Source organism: Mycobacterium sp. 2YAF39 (genome assembly GCF_052114565.1).
Classification (GTDB): Bacteria; Actinomycetota; Actinomycetes; order Mycobacteriales; family Mycobacteriaceae; genus Mycobacterium.
The window spans coordinates 994,807-1,011,854 of sequence record NZ_JBFREZ010000001.1 but is presented as its reverse complement, the minus strand read 5'-3'; the positions used below and the strand labels follow the sequence as shown (position 1 = coordinate 1,011,854).

General features: G+C 66.0%; 21 protein-coding genes and 1 pseudogene. 11 read left to right on the top strand and 11 right to left on the bottom strand.

Features of this window, described 5'->3' with window-relative positions:
- The first annotated feature begins 11 nt into the window (after nt 1-11).
- Nucleotides 12-965, top strand: a complete 954-nt coding sequence (locus tag AB4Z42_RS05110; protein WP_442007994.1) for a diacylglycerol/lipid kinase family protein — start codon at nt 12-14, stop codon at nt 963-965.
- 246 nt (nt 966-1,211) lie between these two features.
- Nucleotides 1,212-1,466 (top strand): transcriptional regulator WhiB1, encoded by a 255-nt coding sequence (whiB1, locus tag AB4Z42_RS05105; protein ID WP_014208822.1) that lies wholly within the window; start codon nt 1,212-1,214, stop codon nt 1,464-1,466.
- A 118-nt stretch (nt 1,467-1,584) separates the two neighbouring features.
- Here whiB1 and AB4Z42_RS05100 read toward each other — a convergent pair whose 3' ends face one another.
- Entirely contained in the window at nt 1,585-3,081 is a 1,497-nt protein-coding gene (locus tag AB4Z42_RS05100) for a sensor histidine kinase (RefSeq protein WP_442007993.1), read from the bottom strand.
- 33 nt (nt 3,082-3,114) lie between these two features.
- Complete coding sequence (locus AB4Z42_RS05095; protein WP_006245864.1) at nt 3,115-3,330, bottom strand: biotin/lipoyl-binding carrier protein; 216 nt, start codon at nt 3,328-3,330, stop codon at nt 3,115-3,117.
- A gap of 139 nt (nt 3,331-3,469) precedes the next feature.
- Between AB4Z42_RS05095 and AB4Z42_RS05090 the strand changes: the two genes are divergently transcribed.
- Complete coding sequence (locus AB4Z42_RS05090; RefSeq protein WP_006245863.1) at nt 3,470-3,565, top strand: 50S ribosomal protein bL37; 96 nt, start codon at nt 3,470-3,472, stop codon at nt 3,563-3,565.
- Here the strand turns inward: AB4Z42_RS05090 and rsrA are convergent, their stop codons facing one another.
- Both rsrA and AB4Z42_RS05080 read right to left on the bottom strand, forming a co-directional pair.
- Complete coding sequence (rsrA, locus tag AB4Z42_RS05085) at nt 3,566-3,862, bottom strand: mycothiol system anti-sigma-R factor (RefSeq protein WP_442007992.1); 297 nt, start codon at nt 3,860-3,862, stop codon at nt 3,566-3,568.
- Entirely contained in the window at nt 3,859-4,542 is a 684-nt protein-coding gene (locus tag AB4Z42_RS05080) for a sigma-70 family RNA polymerase sigma factor (protein WP_442008124.1), read from the bottom strand. The genes rsrA and AB4Z42_RS05080 overlap by 4 nt, the downstream gene beginning before the upstream one ends.
- A gap of 210 nt (nt 4,543-4,752) precedes the next feature.
- Here AB4Z42_RS05080 and AB4Z42_RS05075 point away from each other — a divergent pair, with 210 nt between their 5' ends.
- Both AB4Z42_RS05075 and AB4Z42_RS05070 read left to right on the top strand, forming a co-directional pair.
- Nucleotides 4,753-5,241, top strand: coding sequence for a YbaK/EbsC family protein (locus AB4Z42_RS05075; RefSeq protein WP_442007991.1), 489 nt, complete (start codon nt 4,753-4,755; stop codon nt 5,239-5,241).
- A 102-nt stretch (nt 5,242-5,343) separates the two neighbouring features.
- Nucleotides 5,344-6,192, top strand: a complete 849-nt coding sequence (locus tag AB4Z42_RS05070) for an SDR family oxidoreductase (protein ID WP_442007990.1) — start codon at nt 5,344-5,346, stop codon at nt 6,190-6,192.
- On the opposite strand, the gene AB4Z42_RS05065 is transcribed toward AB4Z42_RS05070, so the two are convergent.
- Nucleotides 6,177-7,364, bottom strand: a complete 1,188-nt coding sequence (locus AB4Z42_RS05065) for an NDMA-dependent alcohol dehydrogenase (RefSeq protein WP_442007989.1) — start codon at nt 7,362-7,364, stop codon at nt 6,177-6,179. The genes AB4Z42_RS05070 and AB4Z42_RS05065 overlap by 16 nt on opposite strands.
- Before the next feature lie 58 nt (nt 7,365-7,422).
- Nucleotides 7,423-8,145: a YqjF family protein gene (locus AB4Z42_RS05060; protein WP_442008123.1), complete on the bottom strand. Its 723-nt coding sequence runs from the start codon at nt 8,143-8,145 to the stop codon at nt 7,423-7,425.
- A 34-nt stretch (nt 8,146-8,179) separates the two neighbouring features.
- Here AB4Z42_RS05060 and AB4Z42_RS05055 point away from each other — a divergent pair, with 34 nt between their 5' ends.
- A complete protein-coding gene (locus AB4Z42_RS05055; RefSeq protein WP_442007988.1) occupies nt 8,180-9,019 on the top strand; it encodes a thioesterase family protein in 840 nt (279 codons plus the stop codon).
- Between the two features lie 163 nt (nt 9,020-9,182).
- Nucleotides 9,183-9,416, top strand: a complete 234-nt coding sequence (locus AB4Z42_RS05050) for a hypothetical protein (RefSeq protein ID WP_442007987.1) — start codon at nt 9,183-9,185, stop codon at nt 9,414-9,416.
- Between the two features lie 61 nt (nt 9,417-9,477).
- Here the strand turns inward: AB4Z42_RS05050 and AB4Z42_RS05045 are convergent, their stop codons facing one another.
- From AB4Z42_RS05045 to AB4Z42_RS05030, 4 genes are all read right to left on the bottom strand, one after another.
- On the bottom strand, nt 9,478-9,678 hold the full coding sequence (locus AB4Z42_RS05045) for a hypothetical protein (RefSeq protein WP_442007986.1): 201 nt from the start codon (nt 9,676-9,678) through the stop codon (nt 9,478-9,480).
- Between the two features lie 43 nt (nt 9,679-9,721).
- Nucleotides 9,722-10,585 (bottom strand): oxygenase MpaB family protein, encoded by an 864-nt coding sequence (locus tag AB4Z42_RS05040; protein ID WP_442007985.1) that lies wholly within the window; start codon nt 10,583-10,585, stop codon nt 9,722-9,724.
- Nucleotides 10,582-10,803 (bottom strand): hypothetical protein, encoded by a 222-nt coding sequence (locus AB4Z42_RS05035; protein WP_442007984.1) that lies wholly within the window; start codon nt 10,801-10,803, stop codon nt 10,582-10,584. Before AB4Z42_RS05035 ends, AB4Z42_RS05040 begins: the two co-directional genes overlap by 4 nt.
- 78 nt (nt 10,804-10,881) lie before the next feature.
- The gene (locus AB4Z42_RS05030) at nt 10,882-11,655 is read right to left on the bottom strand and encodes an SOS response-associated peptidase (RefSeq protein WP_442007983.1); all 774 of its coding nucleotides are present in this window, start codon (nt 11,653-11,655) and stop codon (nt 10,882-10,884) included.
- Between the two features lie 68 nt (nt 11,656-11,723).
- On the opposite strand from AB4Z42_RS05030, the gene aroA reads away from it, so the two are divergent.
- The 3 genes from aroA to AB4Z42_RS05015 all read left to right on the top strand — a co-directional run bounded on the left by aroA (nt 11,724) and on the right by AB4Z42_RS05015 (nt 15,940).
- A complete protein-coding gene (aroA, locus tag AB4Z42_RS05025; RefSeq protein ID WP_442008122.1) occupies nt 11,724-12,977 on the top strand; it encodes a 3-phosphoshikimate 1-carboxyvinyltransferase in 1,254 nt (417 codons plus the stop codon).
- On the top strand, nt 12,974-13,963 hold the full coding sequence (rsgA, locus tag AB4Z42_RS05020) for a ribosome small subunit-dependent GTPase A (RefSeq protein WP_442007982.1): 990 nt from the start codon (nt 12,974-12,976) through the stop codon (nt 13,961-13,963). Before aroA ends, rsgA begins: the two co-directional genes overlap by 4 nt.
- Nucleotides 13,964-14,488: 525 nt before the next feature.
- Nucleotides 14,489-15,940 (top strand): diguanylate cyclase domain-containing protein, encoded by a 1,452-nt coding sequence (locus tag AB4Z42_RS05015; RefSeq protein WP_442007981.1) that lies wholly within the window; start codon nt 14,489-14,491, stop codon nt 15,938-15,940.
- Nucleotides 15,941-16,041: 101 nt separating this feature from the next.
- Here AB4Z42_RS05015 and AB4Z42_RS05010 read toward each other — a convergent pair.
- A pseudogene (locus AB4Z42_RS05010) lies at nt 16,042-16,190 on the bottom strand (fatty acid desaturase); the annotation flags it as partial.
- A 224-nt stretch (nt 16,191-16,414) separates the two neighbouring features.
- Here AB4Z42_RS05010 and AB4Z42_RS05005 point away from each other — a divergent pair.
- Nucleotides 16,415-17,041, top strand: coding sequence for a C39 family peptidase (locus AB4Z42_RS05005; protein WP_442007980.1), 627 nt, complete (start codon nt 16,415-16,417; stop codon nt 17,039-17,041).
- Nucleotides 17,042-17,048: the final 7 nt, after the last annotated feature.

Here is a 17,048-nt window from a genome sequence, read left to right as displayed (position 1 = left end):
GGTCGTCCTCTGTGCGCGCCGTGCTGATCGTGAACCCCAATGCGACATCGACGACACCCGCGACGCGTGATCTGCTGGCCCACGCGCTCGAGAGCCGGGTCAAGCTGACCGTCGTGCACACCGACCACCGCGGTCACGCGGTGGAGATCGGCCGCGACGCCGCCAGAGACGGCGTGGACGTGCTGATCGTGCACGGTGGCGACGGCACGGTGAACGAGGTGGTCAACGGAATCGTCGAGGTCGGCGGTCCGGGTGTCGCGGCTCCCGCTGTCGGCGTCGTTCCCGGCGGATCGGCGAACGTCTTCGCCCGCGCGCTGGGGATCAGCCCGGACCCGATCGATGCGACCAACCAACTCATCGACCTGTTGTCGGCCTACCGGCGGCGCAAGACCTGGCGGCGCATCGGACTGATGGACTGCGGCGAACGCTGGGCGGTGTTCACGGCGGGAATGGGCGTGGACGGCGACGTCGTCGCCGCGGTCGAGGCTCAGCGCGCCAAGGGGCGCAAGGTGACGGCGTCGCGCTATATCCGTGTGGCGATCCGCGAAATGCTGGCCAGCTCGCGCAGGGATCCCGCGTTGACGTTGCACATGGCCGACCGCGAACCGGTCGAAGGCGCGCATTTCGTCTTCGTGTCGAACTCCAGCCCCTGGACCTATGCCAACGCCAGGCCCGTGTGGACCAATCCGACGACCACGTTCGAGACCGGCCTCGGCGTCTTCGCCATCACCAGCATGAACGTGTGGGCCAATTTACGGCTGGTGCGCAAGATGCTGGCGAGACGGCCGAGGATCGAAGCCGACCATCTGATCCGGGAGGACGATCTGCCGCGGCTGCGAGTGACAAGCGCCACACCGGTGGCGTGTCAGATCGACGGTGACTATGTCGGCCTGCGCGACGACATGACATTCACTGCGGTTCCGAACGCCCTCGGCGTAGTGGCACCACCCGCAAATACACCCTGACCTGCAATAACGTCCTCGGATCGGTCAACTGAGGGCGCAGGTTGGTTGAGTGTAGTACAAACGGGTAGAGGGTTTGGTAATCGGCCCCGCTAGTGAGGTTGCCCACTTGTTAACTCACGAGTATTGACATCTGTTCAGCCTGTGAAAAACTCGGATGCAACAGTGCAGAAACATTTATGTGCACGCGTTAACAGCCGACGAAACGCTAGTGCGCTTGTGCTGCGCACAAGATAAGGAGTTAGAGCTATGGATTGGCGCCACAAGGCGGTCTGTCGCGACGAGGATCCGGAACTGTTCTTCCCGGTGGGAAACAGCGGACCAGCGCTCGCTCAGATCGCTGACGCGAAGCTTGTCTGCAACCGCTGTCCGGTGACCACAGAGTGCCTCACCTGGGCATTGGAGTCCGGACAGGACGCAGGCGTGTGGGGCGGCATGAGCGAGGACGAGCGGCGCGCACTGAAGCGGCGCAACGCCCGCACGAAGGCCCGCAGCGGGGTCTAGCCTCACCACCCAGCCAGACGATTACGGCCCCGACATAAGTCGGGGCCGTATCTTTTTGCCGATCGGAAAATTCACAGGAAATGGCGTCAGGCGATGCCATTTCGCATAAGGCGACAAATTACTGCGCAAGCCGGGCACGCCGGCCGATCGGCACGCGAAGCACCACATCCGTTCCACCCGTCGACACCTCGTGCATGCCCAGCGAGCCGTCGAGCTCCGCCGAGACCAGCGTCCGCACGATCTGCAGACCGAGTCGGTCGGACTTCTCGAGGCTGAAGCCCTCGGGCAGTCCGCGGCCGTCGTCGTGCACCACCACGTCGAGCCAGCGCGCCGACCGCTCTGCCCGAATCGTCACGGACCCCTGCTGCGTCGAGGTGTCGAAGGCGTGCTCGATGGCGTTCTGTACCAGTTCGGTGATCACCATGATCAGCGCCGTGGCCCGGTCGGCGTCGAGGACGCCCAGTTCGCCGACGCGGTTGATCCGGATCGGGGTGTCCATATTCACCGGGGCCGCAACATCATTCATGATCGGGATGATCCTGTCGACGACCTCGTCGAGGTTGACCTCCTCGTCCACCGACATCGACAGCGCGTCGTGCACCAAGGCGATCGACGAGACGCGCCGCACCGATTCGATCAACGCCTCGCGTCCCTCGGCGTTGTTCGTACGCCGCGCCTGCAGGCGTAGCAGGGCCGCGACCGTCTGCAGATTGTTCTTCACCCGGTGGTGGATCTCGCGGATCGTGGCGTCCTTCGACAGCAGCGCGCGGTCGCGGCGCTTCACCTCGGTCACGTCGCGGATCAGCACCCCGGCGCCAACGGCCTTGCCGTGCACCACAAGTGGGATTGTGCGCAGCAGCACGGCTGCGCCGCCCGCGTCGACTTCCATGCGCATGCTCGAACCGCCCGCCAGCGAGTCGCGGACGTGGTTGGCGAGCTCCTGCGCCTCGAACGGATCCGAGATCAGCGGCCTGGTGACCGTGACCAGGTTGTGGCCCTCCAGTTCGGCCGCCAAACCCATCCGGTGGTAGGCCGAGATCGCGTTGGGACTGGCGAACGTGACGGTGCCGGTTCCGTTGAGCCGGATGAAACCGTCTCCGACGCGCGGGCTCGACCGAGACATCGCCACGTCGCCGACATTCGGAAAGGTGCCTTCGGACAGCATCACCATCAAGTCGTCCGCGCAGTCCAGGTAGGCGCTCTCCAGCGGACTCGCGTTGCGTCCGGCGAGCGCGGTCTGATGCGTCAGAACCGCAACGACCGTGTTGTTGTAGCGCACGGGGACAGCCTCCACGTTGAGGCCGGGGGAGTCCTGTTGTCCCGCTGAGTTTTGCCTGGCGATGGCGCCGAAGTTGAACGCGTCGCTCACGACCGGCATCTCGTGGGCCCGGTTCAGGGTGCCCACGGCGTCGGCGAGCAGCACTGTCGGTGAGGTGTTGGGTCGCACCTGGGCCACGCAGACCAGCGCGTCGTCGTCGCGGCGCACCCACATCAGGAAGTCGGCGAACGACAGGTCGGCCAGCAGCTGCCACTCGCCCACCACCGCATGCAGGTGGTCCACGGCGTTGCCAGGCAGGACGGTGTGTTCGGCGAGCAGGTCACCGAGGGTGGACATCGGGCCTCACTGTCGCAGGCGTCGGACCCTCGTTCAGCTGATCACAGCGATGAGGTCGCCGGCCTGGATGACGTCGCCGACGGACACGCTCACCTTGCTGACGGTGCCTGCCACCTCGGCGAGCACCGGGATCTCCATCTTCATCGACTCCAGCAGCACCAGGGTGTCGCCCTCACCGATCTGATCGCCCTCGTGGACCACGACCTCGAGCACACTGGCCACGATCTCCGCGCGAACATCCTCGGCCATCTTCACCCCTTCCGGCATCTGCCGCTCTATCGAACCACACGACCAGCGTGTCAGCCGTGTCGCCAGGCCATGAGAGAATAGATCCGAGCGCCTGCCTGACGCGGGCCCCACAATCCGCAGAAACGACTGGAGGACGACCATGGCCAAGCGTGGCCGTAAGAAGCGCGACCGTAAGCACTCGAAGGCCAATCACGGAAAGCGGCCCAACGCGGGCTCGAAGTCAGTGGGTCGCTAACTAGCCGCGACGAATGATGGTGGTGCGGCTGATCTCGATGCGCAGCCGCTCCCGCAGGCTTTCCGGCGCCCTTTCACCACTGCATTTGTGAGCGATCAGGCTCTTGACCCGCTCCTCGACGCCGTATTGGCGCAGGCAGGTCGGGCACTCCTCGAGATGATGGCGCAGCTTGTCCTGCGTCTCAGCCGTGCATTCGCCATCGAGTAGCGTCCATACCTCGGCGATCACCGCGGCGCATTCCGGGTGCTCGGGGTCGACGGGACCTACCGGGGGCTGCCAGCGCTGCTCGTCGCTCATGACGAGACCTCCTCGGGTGCTTCAACGTTCCCGACCTGCTCGCCTCGCATGAATCCGCGCTCGCGGGCCACATCGGCGAGTAGTTCACGAAGCTGACGCCTGCCCCGGTGCAACCGGGACATGACGGTGCCGATCGGGGTGTCCATGATCTCGGCGATCTCCTTGTACGGGAAGCCCTCTACATCGGCGTAGTACACCGCCATCCGGAACTCCTCCGGCAGCGCCTGCAGGGCTTCTTTGATTTCGCTGTCGGGCAGCGCCTCCAACGCCTCGACCTCTGCCGATCGCAGGCCGGTGGACGTGTGCTCGGCATTGGCCGCGAGCTGCCAGTCGGTGATCTCGTCGGTCGGATACTCCGCGGGCTGACGCTGCTTCTTGCGGTAACTGTTGATGTACGTGTTGGTCAGGATCCGGTAGAGCCACGCTTTGAGGTTCGTGCCCTCGCGGAACGAGCGGAAGCCCGCGTAGGCCTTCACCATGGTTTCCTGCAGCAGGTCCTCGGCGTCTGCGGGATTGCGCGTCATGCGCAGCGCGCCGCCGTAGAGCTGGTCAAGCAGCGGAATCGCGTCGCGCTCGAACCGGGCGGTCAGGTCAGCGTCTGATTCATCCGATCTGGCAGGCGCCGAGTCAGGCACCGGCGCGGACGCCGAACCAGGCGTCGACCCGTCGATGTCGGTCATAGCGGGAAACACCGTCCCTTCCGTAGCGGCGCCACCCATCAGGCCCGGCAGATCCACCGGACGCTCCATCGCGAGTGTTGGCACCTAGCACCCTTCCTTCGATCGTAGAGGTAAAGACCGACTTCTTTTCGGGCCGCCGCTGCGAGCAGCCCCAACTGCCGTCAATAACAGCGTGACCAGTCCGGCTTGTTCCCGCACTAGGCTGAGCCCGTGGTCCGCGCGGCAACCCCGGCGATCGCGGCCCTGGTGGCCGCAGGGGCGGCGCACGAAGTGCTTCAGTACCACCACGACCCTCGCAACGACTCATTCGGCGAGGAGGCCGCCGAGGCGCTGGCCCGCGAGCAGGGCGTCGACCCCGAGCAGGTATTCAAGACGCTGGTCCTCGCGCTGCCGGAGGGTCTCGCCGTCGCGGTACTGCCCGTGCCCGCCAAGCTCTCGCTCAAGGCCGCCGCCGCCGCGCTCGGCGTCTCCAAGGCCACGATGGCCGAGCGCGTCGCCGCCGAACGCTCCAGCGGCTACGTGATCGGCGGGATCTCACCTTTCGGGCAGCGCAGGCCGCTGCCCACGGTCGTCGACCAGTCCGCACTGCGCTGGGACCGCGTGTTGTGCAGTGCGGGCCGGCGCGGCTGGGACGTTGCGGTGCATCCGCAGGTCTTGATCGGATTGACCAACGCGATCACCGCCGACATCCGCGCCTAGATTCCCGCCGAACGTGGGTTACCCGCACGCCTGAGACACCCAGGGCGTGACATAAGTCCACACTCGCGCCGGGGCCCGACGCGGGAGTCCTAGGGTGAGGTCATGTCGCTTTCAGGGAAGACCATGTTCATCTCCGGCGCCAGCCGCGGTATCGGGCTGGCGATCGCCAAGCGCGCGGCCGCCGACGGCGCGAACATCGCGCTGATCGCCAAGACGGCCGAGCCGCATCCCAAGCTCGACGGCACCGTGTACACCGCGGCCAAGGAGATCGAGGAGGCCGGCGGACAGGCGTTGCCGATCGTCGGCGACATCCGCGACGGCGAATCGGTCGCTTCGGCGGTGGCCCAGACCGTCGATCGGTTCGGCGGAATCGACATCTGCGTGAACAACGCCTCGGCGATCAACCTGGGTTCGGTCACCGAGGTGCCGCTCAAACGGTTCGACCTCATGAACGGAATACAGGTGCGCGGCACGTACGCGGTGTCGCAGGCCTGCATCCCGCACATGATCGGCCGGGACAACCCGCACATCCTGACGCTGTCGCCACCCCTTCGGCTGGAACCCAAGTGGCTCAAGCCCACGGCGTACATGATGGCCAAGTACGGGATGTCGCTGTGCGCCTTGGGAATAGCCGAGGAGCTACGGGATTCGGGCATCGCCTCCAACACGCTGTGGCCCCGCACGATGGTGGCCACCGCCGCGGTCCAGAATCTGCTCGGCGGCGACGAGGCGATGGGCCGGGCCCGCAAGACCGAGGTCTACTCCGATGCCGCGTACGTGATCCTCAACAAGCCCGCCCGCGAGTACACCGGCAACAGCCTGCTGTGCGAGGACGTGCTGCTGGAGTCCGGCGTCACCGACCTTTCGGTGTACGACTGCATTCCCGGCGCCGAGCTCGGCGTCGACCTGTGGGTGGACACCCCGAACCCACCGGGCTATTCAGGACCCTGATCGAATTCGATGATGCCGCGGATGTTTCGGCCCTCGCGCATATCGGTGATGGCCTCGTTGATTTGATCAAGGCGGTAACGCTTCGTCACGAGCTCGTCCAGCTTGAGGGTGCCGTTTCGGTATAGCGACAACAGCATCGGCATGCTCGCACGGGGATTCATGCCGCCGTACAGCAGTCCCTTGAGCGTCTTGCAGGATTGGATGAAGTCGATCAGCAACAGCGGCACGATGTTGATGTCGACCTTCGGAATCGCCGTCATCAGACACGTTCCGCCCTTGCGGGTCAACATCATCGCCGGCGCCAACAGTTCTGCGGGCAGCACGCTCGGCGTGAGCACCACCCGGTCGGCCATCACCCCGGCCGTCAGCTCCTTGACCATGGGGATGGCCTCCTCCGCGGACGCCACGGTTTCGGTAGCGCCGAAGAACTTCGCCGAATCTCGTTTGAACTCAACCGGATCCACGGCGATGACGGCTCGGGCACCGGCCGCGCGCGCTCCCTGCACCGCGTTGATCCCCACACCGCCGGTGCCGATGATGACCACGGTATCGCCGGGTTGCGTTCCCACCCCGACGGTCGCCGACCCCCACCCGGTGGTGACACCGCACGACACCAGTGAGGCGGCCTCGAACGGAATCGAGTCGTCGATTTTGATCACCGATTCCTCGGCGAGCACGGCATATTCGGCGAACGTGCCAAGTTGTGTCATCGCCGTCAGATCTTCGTCGCCGACGTGCCTGCGCGCGGTGCCGTCCGTGATCATCTCCTTGGCGAACATGTGGGCGCCGTTGTCGCACAGGTACGTCATGCCCGACACACACCACCGGCAGGTGCCGCATGCGGGGATGAACGAGAACGCGACGCGATCACCAGGCTGGACCGACCGCACTCCCGGGCCAACCTCTTCAACCACCCCGGCGCCCTCATGGCCGCCGAGCATCGGGAAGAACTCCGGCACCGATCCGCCGGTGCCTTCGATGATCGCCGCAAGCTGCGCCGAGGCGATCCCGTCACCGGTGGAGTAGTGATCGTCGGAGTGGCAGACGCCCGCGACCGCCATTTTCACCAGCACCTCGCCCTGGCGAGGCGGGTCGAGTGTGATCTCCTCGATCTGCCAGTCCTCGCCGATACCCCGCAACACCGCGCCTCGACACTTCTTCCCGCTTGTCATAAATGAAGCGTCACACCCTCGCACGCGCGGCGGGGGCGTATGGCACAACCGGTTTCGGTCAGTTCAGGGCCGACGGCCTGCCGAACCGGGCATGCACGCCGTTCGAGAACACGGCGCGCAGGGGCTCACCCGAGGGGACCACCCCGCTGGCGGCGAGCAGATCGTCATCCAGCTCGAGAATTTCGGCGGCTCGCAATGGCCATGGATCGTGTTCGTTGGGCACCCACCACGTCCGGCCGGCTTTACGGGTGTGCGCACCCCAGCGCGCGGTGAGCCAGACCTCCAGGGGCGTCGGAGTCACGTCGTCGCCGATGCGGACCCGCATCATGCTGTGCAGGCCGCGGCGGGGCCAGCGTCGCACGCTCTCGTAGGCGATGACGTCCTCGTCACGGGTCATGCGCATCCGCGCCCACGTGTAGGGCACCCCGAGTAGCGCACGGGTGAACCCCACCACTGCCAGTCGCGTCGTCTCCAGCGACCGGAACACCACGCCGTGACGGCCTGCGTCGTCGATCGAGTACAGGCGCACGTTGGTCTCGGCAAACGCGCCGATGTAGGGCAACCGCAGCGATGCACCCAACGCCGTGTGCAAAATCTCGAACGGCACCAACGCCACATAGGTCATCCCGTCGGAGAACACGTCGGGACGGGTGCCGCGCGGGAACAGGTGCGCGACGCGCTCCGGGTGCACAGGCCAGTGCACGAAGGTGAGGTCGGCCCAGAACTGGTCGAAGATCACCGGCCGCGGAATCGGCGGAGCTGTCTCGGGGATGCTCACGATGTCATCGTGGCACGGCGTCGGTAGCGTCCTCGGAGTGTTGAACGGACGGGACTTCGATCTCGATGGCGGACCGAGCGGTGACAGGGCGAGCCGCTACGTCCGGGAACTCCCCGATCGTTGGTGCATCGACGGCCGGGCGTTCGGCGGATACACCTCGGCACTCGCGCTCGCCGCGGTGTTCGCGCACAGTGGCCGCGCGGCCGCGGCGTCCCTGTCGGTGACGTTCGTCGAAGCGGGCGTGCCAGGGCCGCTCGAGTTCGACGTGCACACCATTCGCGGCGGCCGGGCGGCCGAGGCGGTCGAAGTGCGGGTCGGTCAGGCGGGCCGGACCATTCTCATCGCGAGCAGTTGGCTGGCCGACGGCTGGCTCGGTGCGCCGTCGGACGACGCCCCTGTCCCATTCGACCGATACGGCACCGCGTCGTCTCCGCTGCCCGACCCCGCCGAGGGCACCGACCTGGAATGGCTGCGCGATATGTGGCCGCCCATGCGGTTCGCCCACCGCAAGGGCGTCGACTATCCGGAGAGCTGGGACGGTGTCGGGGGCCGGCCCGAAGTCGCGTTGTGGGTGACGATCGACACCGGCGGCGGCGGCGATCCGCTTCTTCATCCTCAGGTCGGCGACGTGCTCCACGCCGACGCACATCTCTTCGACTCCCCCGGCCAGATAACGGGATTCGTGGACACCTGGCTGTTGAGCCTGGATCTCGGCATCATCTGGCAGCCGGGCGCGCACCTGGTGCCGTCGACCGCCTGGCGGCTGTTCGAGGGCCGTGGATCCGTGGCCACCAGCGCCGTCTCGTCCTACGGGTCGTTGCGCGCACGCGACGGCTCCCTGATCGCGGTACTGACCTCCCAGGGCCTGCTGCGCTGATCGCGTCTGCGCTGGGGTCCGCCGATTGGGGGACATCCGAATCCTCCGATGGAGCGGCTGATCGCCCGACATACAACGCCACCCCGGGGCGGCATTCTTAAGTCATCGCCGGCACACTCCGGCGGTCTGGCCCGAAAGGCCAACGTACAAAGGAGTACACGACATGAACACCAACACTTTTGCGAAGGCCGTAGCACGGATCGCCCTGCCGCTGGTCATCGGCGGCGCCGCCCTCGGTATGGCAGGCATCGCCAACGCCCAGACCGATCCGGTGGGCCCGGGCTACCAGTACGCCCCGACCTCCACCGCGCACCCGGCACCCGAGGCAGTGCCCGGCTGGCACAACCACCACGGCGCCACTCACGCCGAGATTGTGGTGCCCGGCTACCACCGCTGAACCCAGCTCAACACAGAGGCCCTCCCCGAACGGGGAGGGCCTCGTCGTTTTCGCTCGAGGATCACGCCACGCAGACCTGGGCGCCGAGCATCAGGTGCGGCCACATCACCGCCGTCTGCACGAAAGCCAGGACCTCGGCGCCTGCGGGCACCCGGGTCTGCAACGCGGTCTCGAACAACTGCACCTGTTCGACGTCGAAGAACGCCCATCCGAACCCGATGAGTAGATAAGGAATGGCCAGCCACATCGCGAGTTCGATCATCGCTGCGACACTCACCCGACGGCTGAGCACCCGGCGCAGCATCTCAGACCAGCGCGCTGTGTCGACGGACCCGGCGTCGAACATCCGCCAGCAGCACGTAGCTGCCGCCCTGACGGACGAACACCGGCAGGAATCTGTTCACGAAAGCGACCGTCAGAAACAGTCTTTCGAAAAGGCTCTGCCTGAAATCGCTCCAGCGCACGCCCATGGCGTCGCGGAACACCGGTGCAAGAAACCCGACGGTGAGGAACTTGAGCAGCGGCCGAAAAGGCAAGGCCAGCAACGGATTGATCATCCGTAGATTGAGCAGATCTTCAAGATAGCCACGGACACGATCATCGAGCGCGACCTGCCGGCATTGCTGCTCCCAATACGCATCGAATTCCGCTCGGGTGGGCGGCCATTGGTCCTCGCTCACCTGCAGCGTGGTCCCCAACGTCCACGCGGACCGGTAGAACTGTTCGGACTGCTCGGCGGTCATCTCGCCACGCAGCAGCTGATACGTGTCTTCAAGTCCGACGAACAGACAGGCGGCGACCCACATCTGGAGATCGCGGTCAAAGGCGTTGTAGCGCACGGGACTATCAGGCGTGGACCGGACGTGCCGGTGCGCGCTGTCGACGGCCTCGCGGAACGCGGCCCGGTCCTGCGGCGTTCCGAGGACCGCCACGGCGATGTACTGGAACGTCGTCCTGGCCCGCTTCCACGGATGCTTCAGCAGATTGCCGGATTCCACCTTGCTCTCGACTACGCCGTAACCGACCCCCGGCCGCGACAGCTGCATGATCACGTTGGCCGCGCCCGCCGCGAACCCCCAGAAGTCCAATGCCTCGCCCGCGGTCACCGGCTCGGTGTCCCAGCGCGCCGTCCGCCTGGCCACCGTGATGCGACATTCCGCGGCGGTCATATCGTGCACACCACCGCAATCAGCAGCGCCGGCCACGACACGATCGACGCGAGGATCGACAGGATCCTGGCATGCCCCTGGTAGCCGAGATGGTCGCCCGCCACCGCCGTCCACACCATGCCGATGAGGACATAGGGAACGGCGAGCATGGCCGCCGTGCCGAGCCATTCGGCGATCGTCATCTCGAAGGCGAGAACCTTCCTGGCAGCGGTAAGCACCCCTATATGTTAATGGTCATTCGCGCATTGAACGCACACTTTCGACCGAAGAGACCCGCAGGATGTAAGGGCTGGTTCCTACAGCAGCGTGGCTTGCTGCGGTTCCGGTTCGGCGGGCTCGATCAGCTCAGGACCGTTGTTGCGAATGCTGTTGACCAACCGGGACACCTCGCGGATCTCGATGCGGTCGAGATCGCCGTGGCCCCGCAGCAGTCCCTCGTCGATCGGTGCGTCGGGGTCGAGCCAGCGGTCCCAGTCGGGTTCGCTGATCGTCAGGGGCATCCGGTCGTGGATCTCGGCCAGCGGGCCCGCGGCGTCGGTGGTGATGATCGTGCAGCTCACCAGTGGCGACGCGTCCTTGGGGGCGTCTTTGGGCCGCCACGTCGTCCACAGGCCCGCCATGAACAGCGGCTCGCCGTCGCCGCCGTACATGTAGAAGGGCGTCTTGGGCGCTTTCTTGCCCGCCACCGCTTCACCGTTGGGCCGCCATTCGTACCAGCCGTCCATCGGCACCAGGCACCGCTTGTTCTTCGCCGAGCTACGGAAGACGGGCGAGGTGGTCAACTTCTCGGAGCGCGCGTTGATCAGCAACGGCCCCTTGGTGTCGGGGCCGCCGTCCTCGGTGGTCTTGGCCCACGGCGGAATCAGCCCCCAGCGCATCGAACGCACCCGGCGGGTCGACTGGTCGTCGGGTTCGCTGTGGCGTCTGACCACGCTGCTGATGGTCGTCGTCGGCGCGACGTTGTAGTTGGCGGCCGATGCGTCCTTCTGCGCCGAAACGCTCTCGTCGATCGCCTGGATTTTCTCGGCCAACAGCGCCGGGTCGGTGGTCACCGCGAATCGTCCACACATATATCCCATGGTGGCACGCCGAACCGACAGGGCAGGATGTAGGCGTGAGCAGCACCTGGCAGGCACCGATGACGTCGCGGCCGGTGCATGCCACCGTCACCGTGCCGGGGTCGAAATCGCTGACCAACCGCGCTCTTGTGCTGGCCGCGCTGGCGACGCGGAACGGCACGTCGACGATCAGCGGCGCACTGCGCAGCCGCGACACCGACCTGATGATCGGAGCCGTGGAGGCACTCGGCGTCACGGTCGACGGCGCAGAGACCGAGCTGACGCTCAGCGGTGCCATCGATCCGCAGCCGGGTACCCGGATCGACTGCGGCCTTGCGGGCACCGTCCTGAGGTTCGTGCCGCCGGTCGCGGCGCTGGGTACGACGGCGGTCACGTTCGACGGTGACGAGCAGGCCCGTGCCCGACCGATCGCTCCGCTGCTGGATGCGCTTCGCAGTCTCGGCGTCGACGTCGACGGCGACGCGCTACCGTTCGGCGTCCGTGGGACCGGATCGGCGGCAGGCGGCACCGTCGAGATCGACGCATCGTCGTCCTCGCAGTTCGTCTCGGGCCTCCTGCTCTCCGGCGCGGCGTTCACGAACGGGTTGACGATCGCGCACACCGGCGAGTCGGTGCCCTCGGCCCCGCACGTGGCGATGACGGTGGCCATGCTGCGCGACGCGGGCGTCGACGTCGACGACACCCAGGCCAACCGGTGGCACGTCTCCCCCGGCCCGATCGCGGCCCGGCACTGGATGATCGAGCCGGACCTCTCCAACGCGGTGCCGTTCCTGGCCGCCGCGGTGGTCACCGGAGGAGCGGTGCGCATCGCCGGCTGGCCGTCGGCCAGCGTGCAACCCGCCGACACCATCCTCAACATCTTGAAGAATCTGGGATCGGTTGTTCGCCACGGCGATTCCTATCTCGAGGTGCAGGGACCCGAAACCCATGCAGCGATCGATGTCGACCTGCACGACGTCGGCGAACTTGCGCCTGCGATGGCCGCGCTGGCCGCCCTCGCGCCGACGGGGTCGGTGTCGCGGCTACGCGGTGTGGCTCATCTGCGTGGACACGAGACCGACCGGCTGGCCGCACTGTCCGCGGAGATCAACGGTCTCGGCGGACTGTGCGAGGAGACACCCGACGGCCTGCTGATCACCGCACGGCCGCTGCACGCCGGGCTGTGGCGGTCCTACGCGGATCACCGGATGGCGACCGCCGGTGCCATCGTCGGGTTGCGGGTCGACGGTGTCGAGGTGGAGGACATCGGCACCACCGCCAAGACGCTGCCCGACTTCCCGCAGATGTGGGCCGACATGCTGGCGGGCGATTGAGCCCTCGCGAGTACGACGAGTCCGATGTCCGGGTCCGCCCCGGCAAGGGCTCACGGCCGCGCACCAAGAACAGACCCGACCACGCCGACGCCCATGCCGCCATGGTGGTGACCGTCGACCGCGGCCGGTGGGGCTGCGCGCTCGACGCCGACCCCCACCGTCTCGTCACCGCGATGCGGGCCCGTGAACTCGGTCGTACCCCGATCGTCGTCGGCGACGACGTCGGCATCGTCGGCGATGTCTCCGGTAAGCCCGACACCCTTGCCCGCATCGTGCGGCGCGGTGAGCGCCGAACAGTGCTGCGGCGCACCGCCGATGACACCGACCCCACCGAACGCGTCGTTGTCGCCAACGCCGATCAGCTACTGATCGTTGTCGCGCTTGCCGATCCCCCGCCGCGTACCGGCTTGGTCCAGCGCGCCCTGATCGCCGCGTACGCAGGCGGACTCGAGCCCATCTTGTGCCTGACCAAAACCGATCTCGCACCGGCCGAACCGTTCGCCGCCGAGTTCGCCGAACTCGATCTCACAGTCACCACCGCCGGCCGCGACGACCCGCTCGACGCGGTAGCGCCTCTGCTCACCGGCAAAGTCACCGTGCTGTTGGGACATTCCGGCGTCGGCAAGTCGACCCTGGTGAATCGCCTTGTGCCGGATGCGGATCGGGCCATCGGCGACGTGACCGGCATCGGCAGGGGCAGGCATACGTCCACACAATCAGTGGCGCTCCCACTGAGTGTCGGCGGCTGGGTGGTCGATACGCCCGGTATCCGCTCGTTCGGTCTGGCGCATATCGAACCCGACGATGTGATGCTTGCCTTCTCGGACCTGGCCGAGGCCATCGAGGACTGCCCCCGCGGCTGCGGCCACATGGGCCCACCCGCCGATCCCGGATGCGCCCTCGACGCCCTGACAGGACCCGCCGCCAGCCGGGTGGCGGCGGCGCGTCGGCTGTTGGCAGCGCTGCACGAGACGGCCGCTTACTGAGTCGTCACCGCCACTGCGGACTTGAGAATCCAGTAATTCTCAGGCCTGACCGGTACCGCTTGACGGGTGCGCGGCTTTCTCCGCCGCGTCCAAAGGTCCGTGAAGATGCCAGCAATGGAAACGCCTGCCCTCCATGATGTCTCGTCACCCGCGGATGAGTTCTGACCTGGACTGGCGCGTTGCATTGGTTAGCCGAACCTCGGATGACCTGAGGCCGCACCGGTTACCGCGGGACTTTGGTCGTGATGTTGGAAGTCAAAAGACCTCTGCGCCCCGCGCGGAGCCGTCTTCTGCCCATACGGGCGCCATACTGCCCAAACACCCAAGAGACCGCCCTCAAGACCCGCACCCGGATATTGACCGCGGACCTGGCCAGTGGAGGACTCGATGAATCCGCCGGATCTCGCAATTCCCGATAGGCACTCCGGGAGTAGCGGGTTCGCCGAATGCGATCCGGCCACCCCCGCAGTCCAAGGATGGGGGCGAGCGCCTCTTTGGCCCGTCGACGCGCGTTGGCGCGGGTTCATGCGGCTTTTCGTCATTTTCGGCGCCTATGCAGGCGCTGTCATGCTCTACCCATACCTCGAGTCAGATGGTGTCGCCTTGCTGTGGCTGCCTAATGGGGTGCTCGCCACGGCTCTGCTCAAGTATCGGCCACACGATTGGGCCTACATATATGCGGTGGCGCTCGTGGCCGAAGTTGTCGGGGACCTGACGTTCAATGTAGTCCCGCATCAGGCACTGTATTTCGGTCTCGTGAACGCTATCGAGGCCACCCTGTTCGTGTTCGTTGCGGCGCTGATCGGTGGTGGACGCAACAACATCGGGCTACTCTCCGTGCGTCCCGCCCTGGCTGTCATCCTCGCTTCCGTCATGGTTCCCGGGTTGACCGGAGCGCTCGGCGCTGTCGGCTCGGTCTGGACATTCGACGCGAGTTACTTTATGGCGTGGCGCAATTGGTGGTTCGGGGACAGTCTGGGGCTCCTGGTCGGAGTTCCGATCGGCTTGCTGCTGCGGGACGCCGGCCGATCGGTTGCTCGGCGTCGCCGGCGCCCACTCGCACTCGCAGCGGGCGGCGTAGGGGCTAGCTTCTCGGTGTTGTCCGCCATATTTGCCTCCAAGGCGAATCCGTGGGCTGCGCAACAGACGTCGTTGGCGACCGCTGTGGTCCTAACATTGACCTTCGGAGCAGTGGGGGCTCCAGTCGCCGCGGTGGTGACGTCAATCGTGACCTTGATCAGATTGGCCAACGGCGCGAGCATGGCTTCCGTCAGCAGTGACCAGACCCTGCTCTTCGTAGTTCTGGCCGCTGTCTACCTCATCGCCGCAGCATCAGAATCCGCAGACCAGGCGATGGTTCGCCTATCACGCGCGAGTAACGACCTTGAGAAGGCAAACGCACGGCTTGCGTATCTCTCACGGACCGATGAACTAACAGGACTGTCGAACCGCCGGAGGTTATCCGAGGAGCTCGAGCTGCTATGGGCATGGTGCGTTCGAGATTCGAAACCGATCGCGATGTTGATGGTGGACATCGACTTCTTCCACCAATACAACGCCACATGCGGCCACCTTGCCGGTGACGCCGTGATCAAGCGGATAGCGGGTGTCATAGAAAGCTGCTGTCGGCGCAGGACCGACCTGGCCGTGCGCTATGGCGGCGAGGAATTCCTGCTGATCCTGCCCGGGGTGTCCGTCGACCACGCCCAGGCCATCGCGGGTCAAATTCAGGAACAGGTAAAAGTCCTGAACATCCCACACACCGCCTCGCCCGTGGCTCCGACGGTGACGGTGAGTATCGGAGTCTTGGCACGAACGAGGGCGACTTCCAATTCGGCAATCGCCGACCTGGAGCGTTGCGACAGACTTCTGTACCAGGCAAAGCGGATAGGTCGAAATCGGATAGTCGTTGAACCGATCCCCTTCGATGGCATTCCGGAGGAGAAGCCAGCTCGAGTGCGAGATACGGAATCGTAGGGAGGTAAACGAGATTCCAAAGGCAGCCCTGATATCAGGCGGCGATATCGCGGCAGCTCTGCAGGCGGTTTTCCACGCGCGGCGCCGGATCCAGGCCAGTGAAACATCCACTCGTTGGGGGTCTCCGGCGCATCGTCGGCGGTGACACTAAGCACCTGTCCGGCAAGGGCGGCTTGGCGATTGTCCGCCATGTCTTGCCGTACTGCACGCGGAACGAGCCCGTCGCAAAGGGCAGGTCGTACTGGTGGCACTGCTCGCCGCTCTGTCCCTGTGTCACTCCGGCGGCCCGAAACCGCGACGAGTAACTGAGTACACGGCCGCCGTCCGTCACCCGGGCTCGCCGTCCGCGGCCATACCCAATGACAGCGGATTTGGGCTCCGGACGCGCTCAAGAATCCCTCAAGAATCCCAGTAGGGCGACGGCCGAATCTTTCCTCAACGCAGCCGACAACCGGCCCAACGAGAGGAAAGATCATGAAGAAGACCATCGCCAGCGCAATCGCAGCCGCCGCCCTCATCGGCGCCGCGCTCGGACTTTCGGGTATCGCCCACGCCGAGACTGTCGGCGATCCCGATGACATGGCCGGCTGGCACACCGCTCAGACCTACGACGACTGCGCTCTCATGTCCGCCGCCGACGTGGTCGGTCAGATGACCGGCAACGCGCCCACCGAGGAAGACATCATCGGCTTCGCGCAGAACACGCCGAGCGTGGCCGAGCCCGGCGACATGATCTACGACCAGGGGCAGACCGACGATGACCCGAACGCCGGAACCATCTTCAAGGACCTGCCGATCGTGCTCGCCCACTACGGCGTCGACGGACACTACGTCGGAGGATCCAACATGGACGCGCTCATGGGCGTGTTGCGAGACGGCGGAGCGGTGATCGTGAATCTCAACTCCCAGTACATCTGGGGCGGCGACGGTCAGAAGACTTCGCCCGACCACGCCTTGGTGGTCACCGGGGTCGACACCGACAACGGCATCGTGCACATGAACGACAGCGGCACCGAGGACGGCGCCAACGAGCAGGTCAGCATCGACACCTTTAACGCCGCCTGGCAGACCAGCGGCAACGAGATGGTGGTGACTAACTGACCCTCGC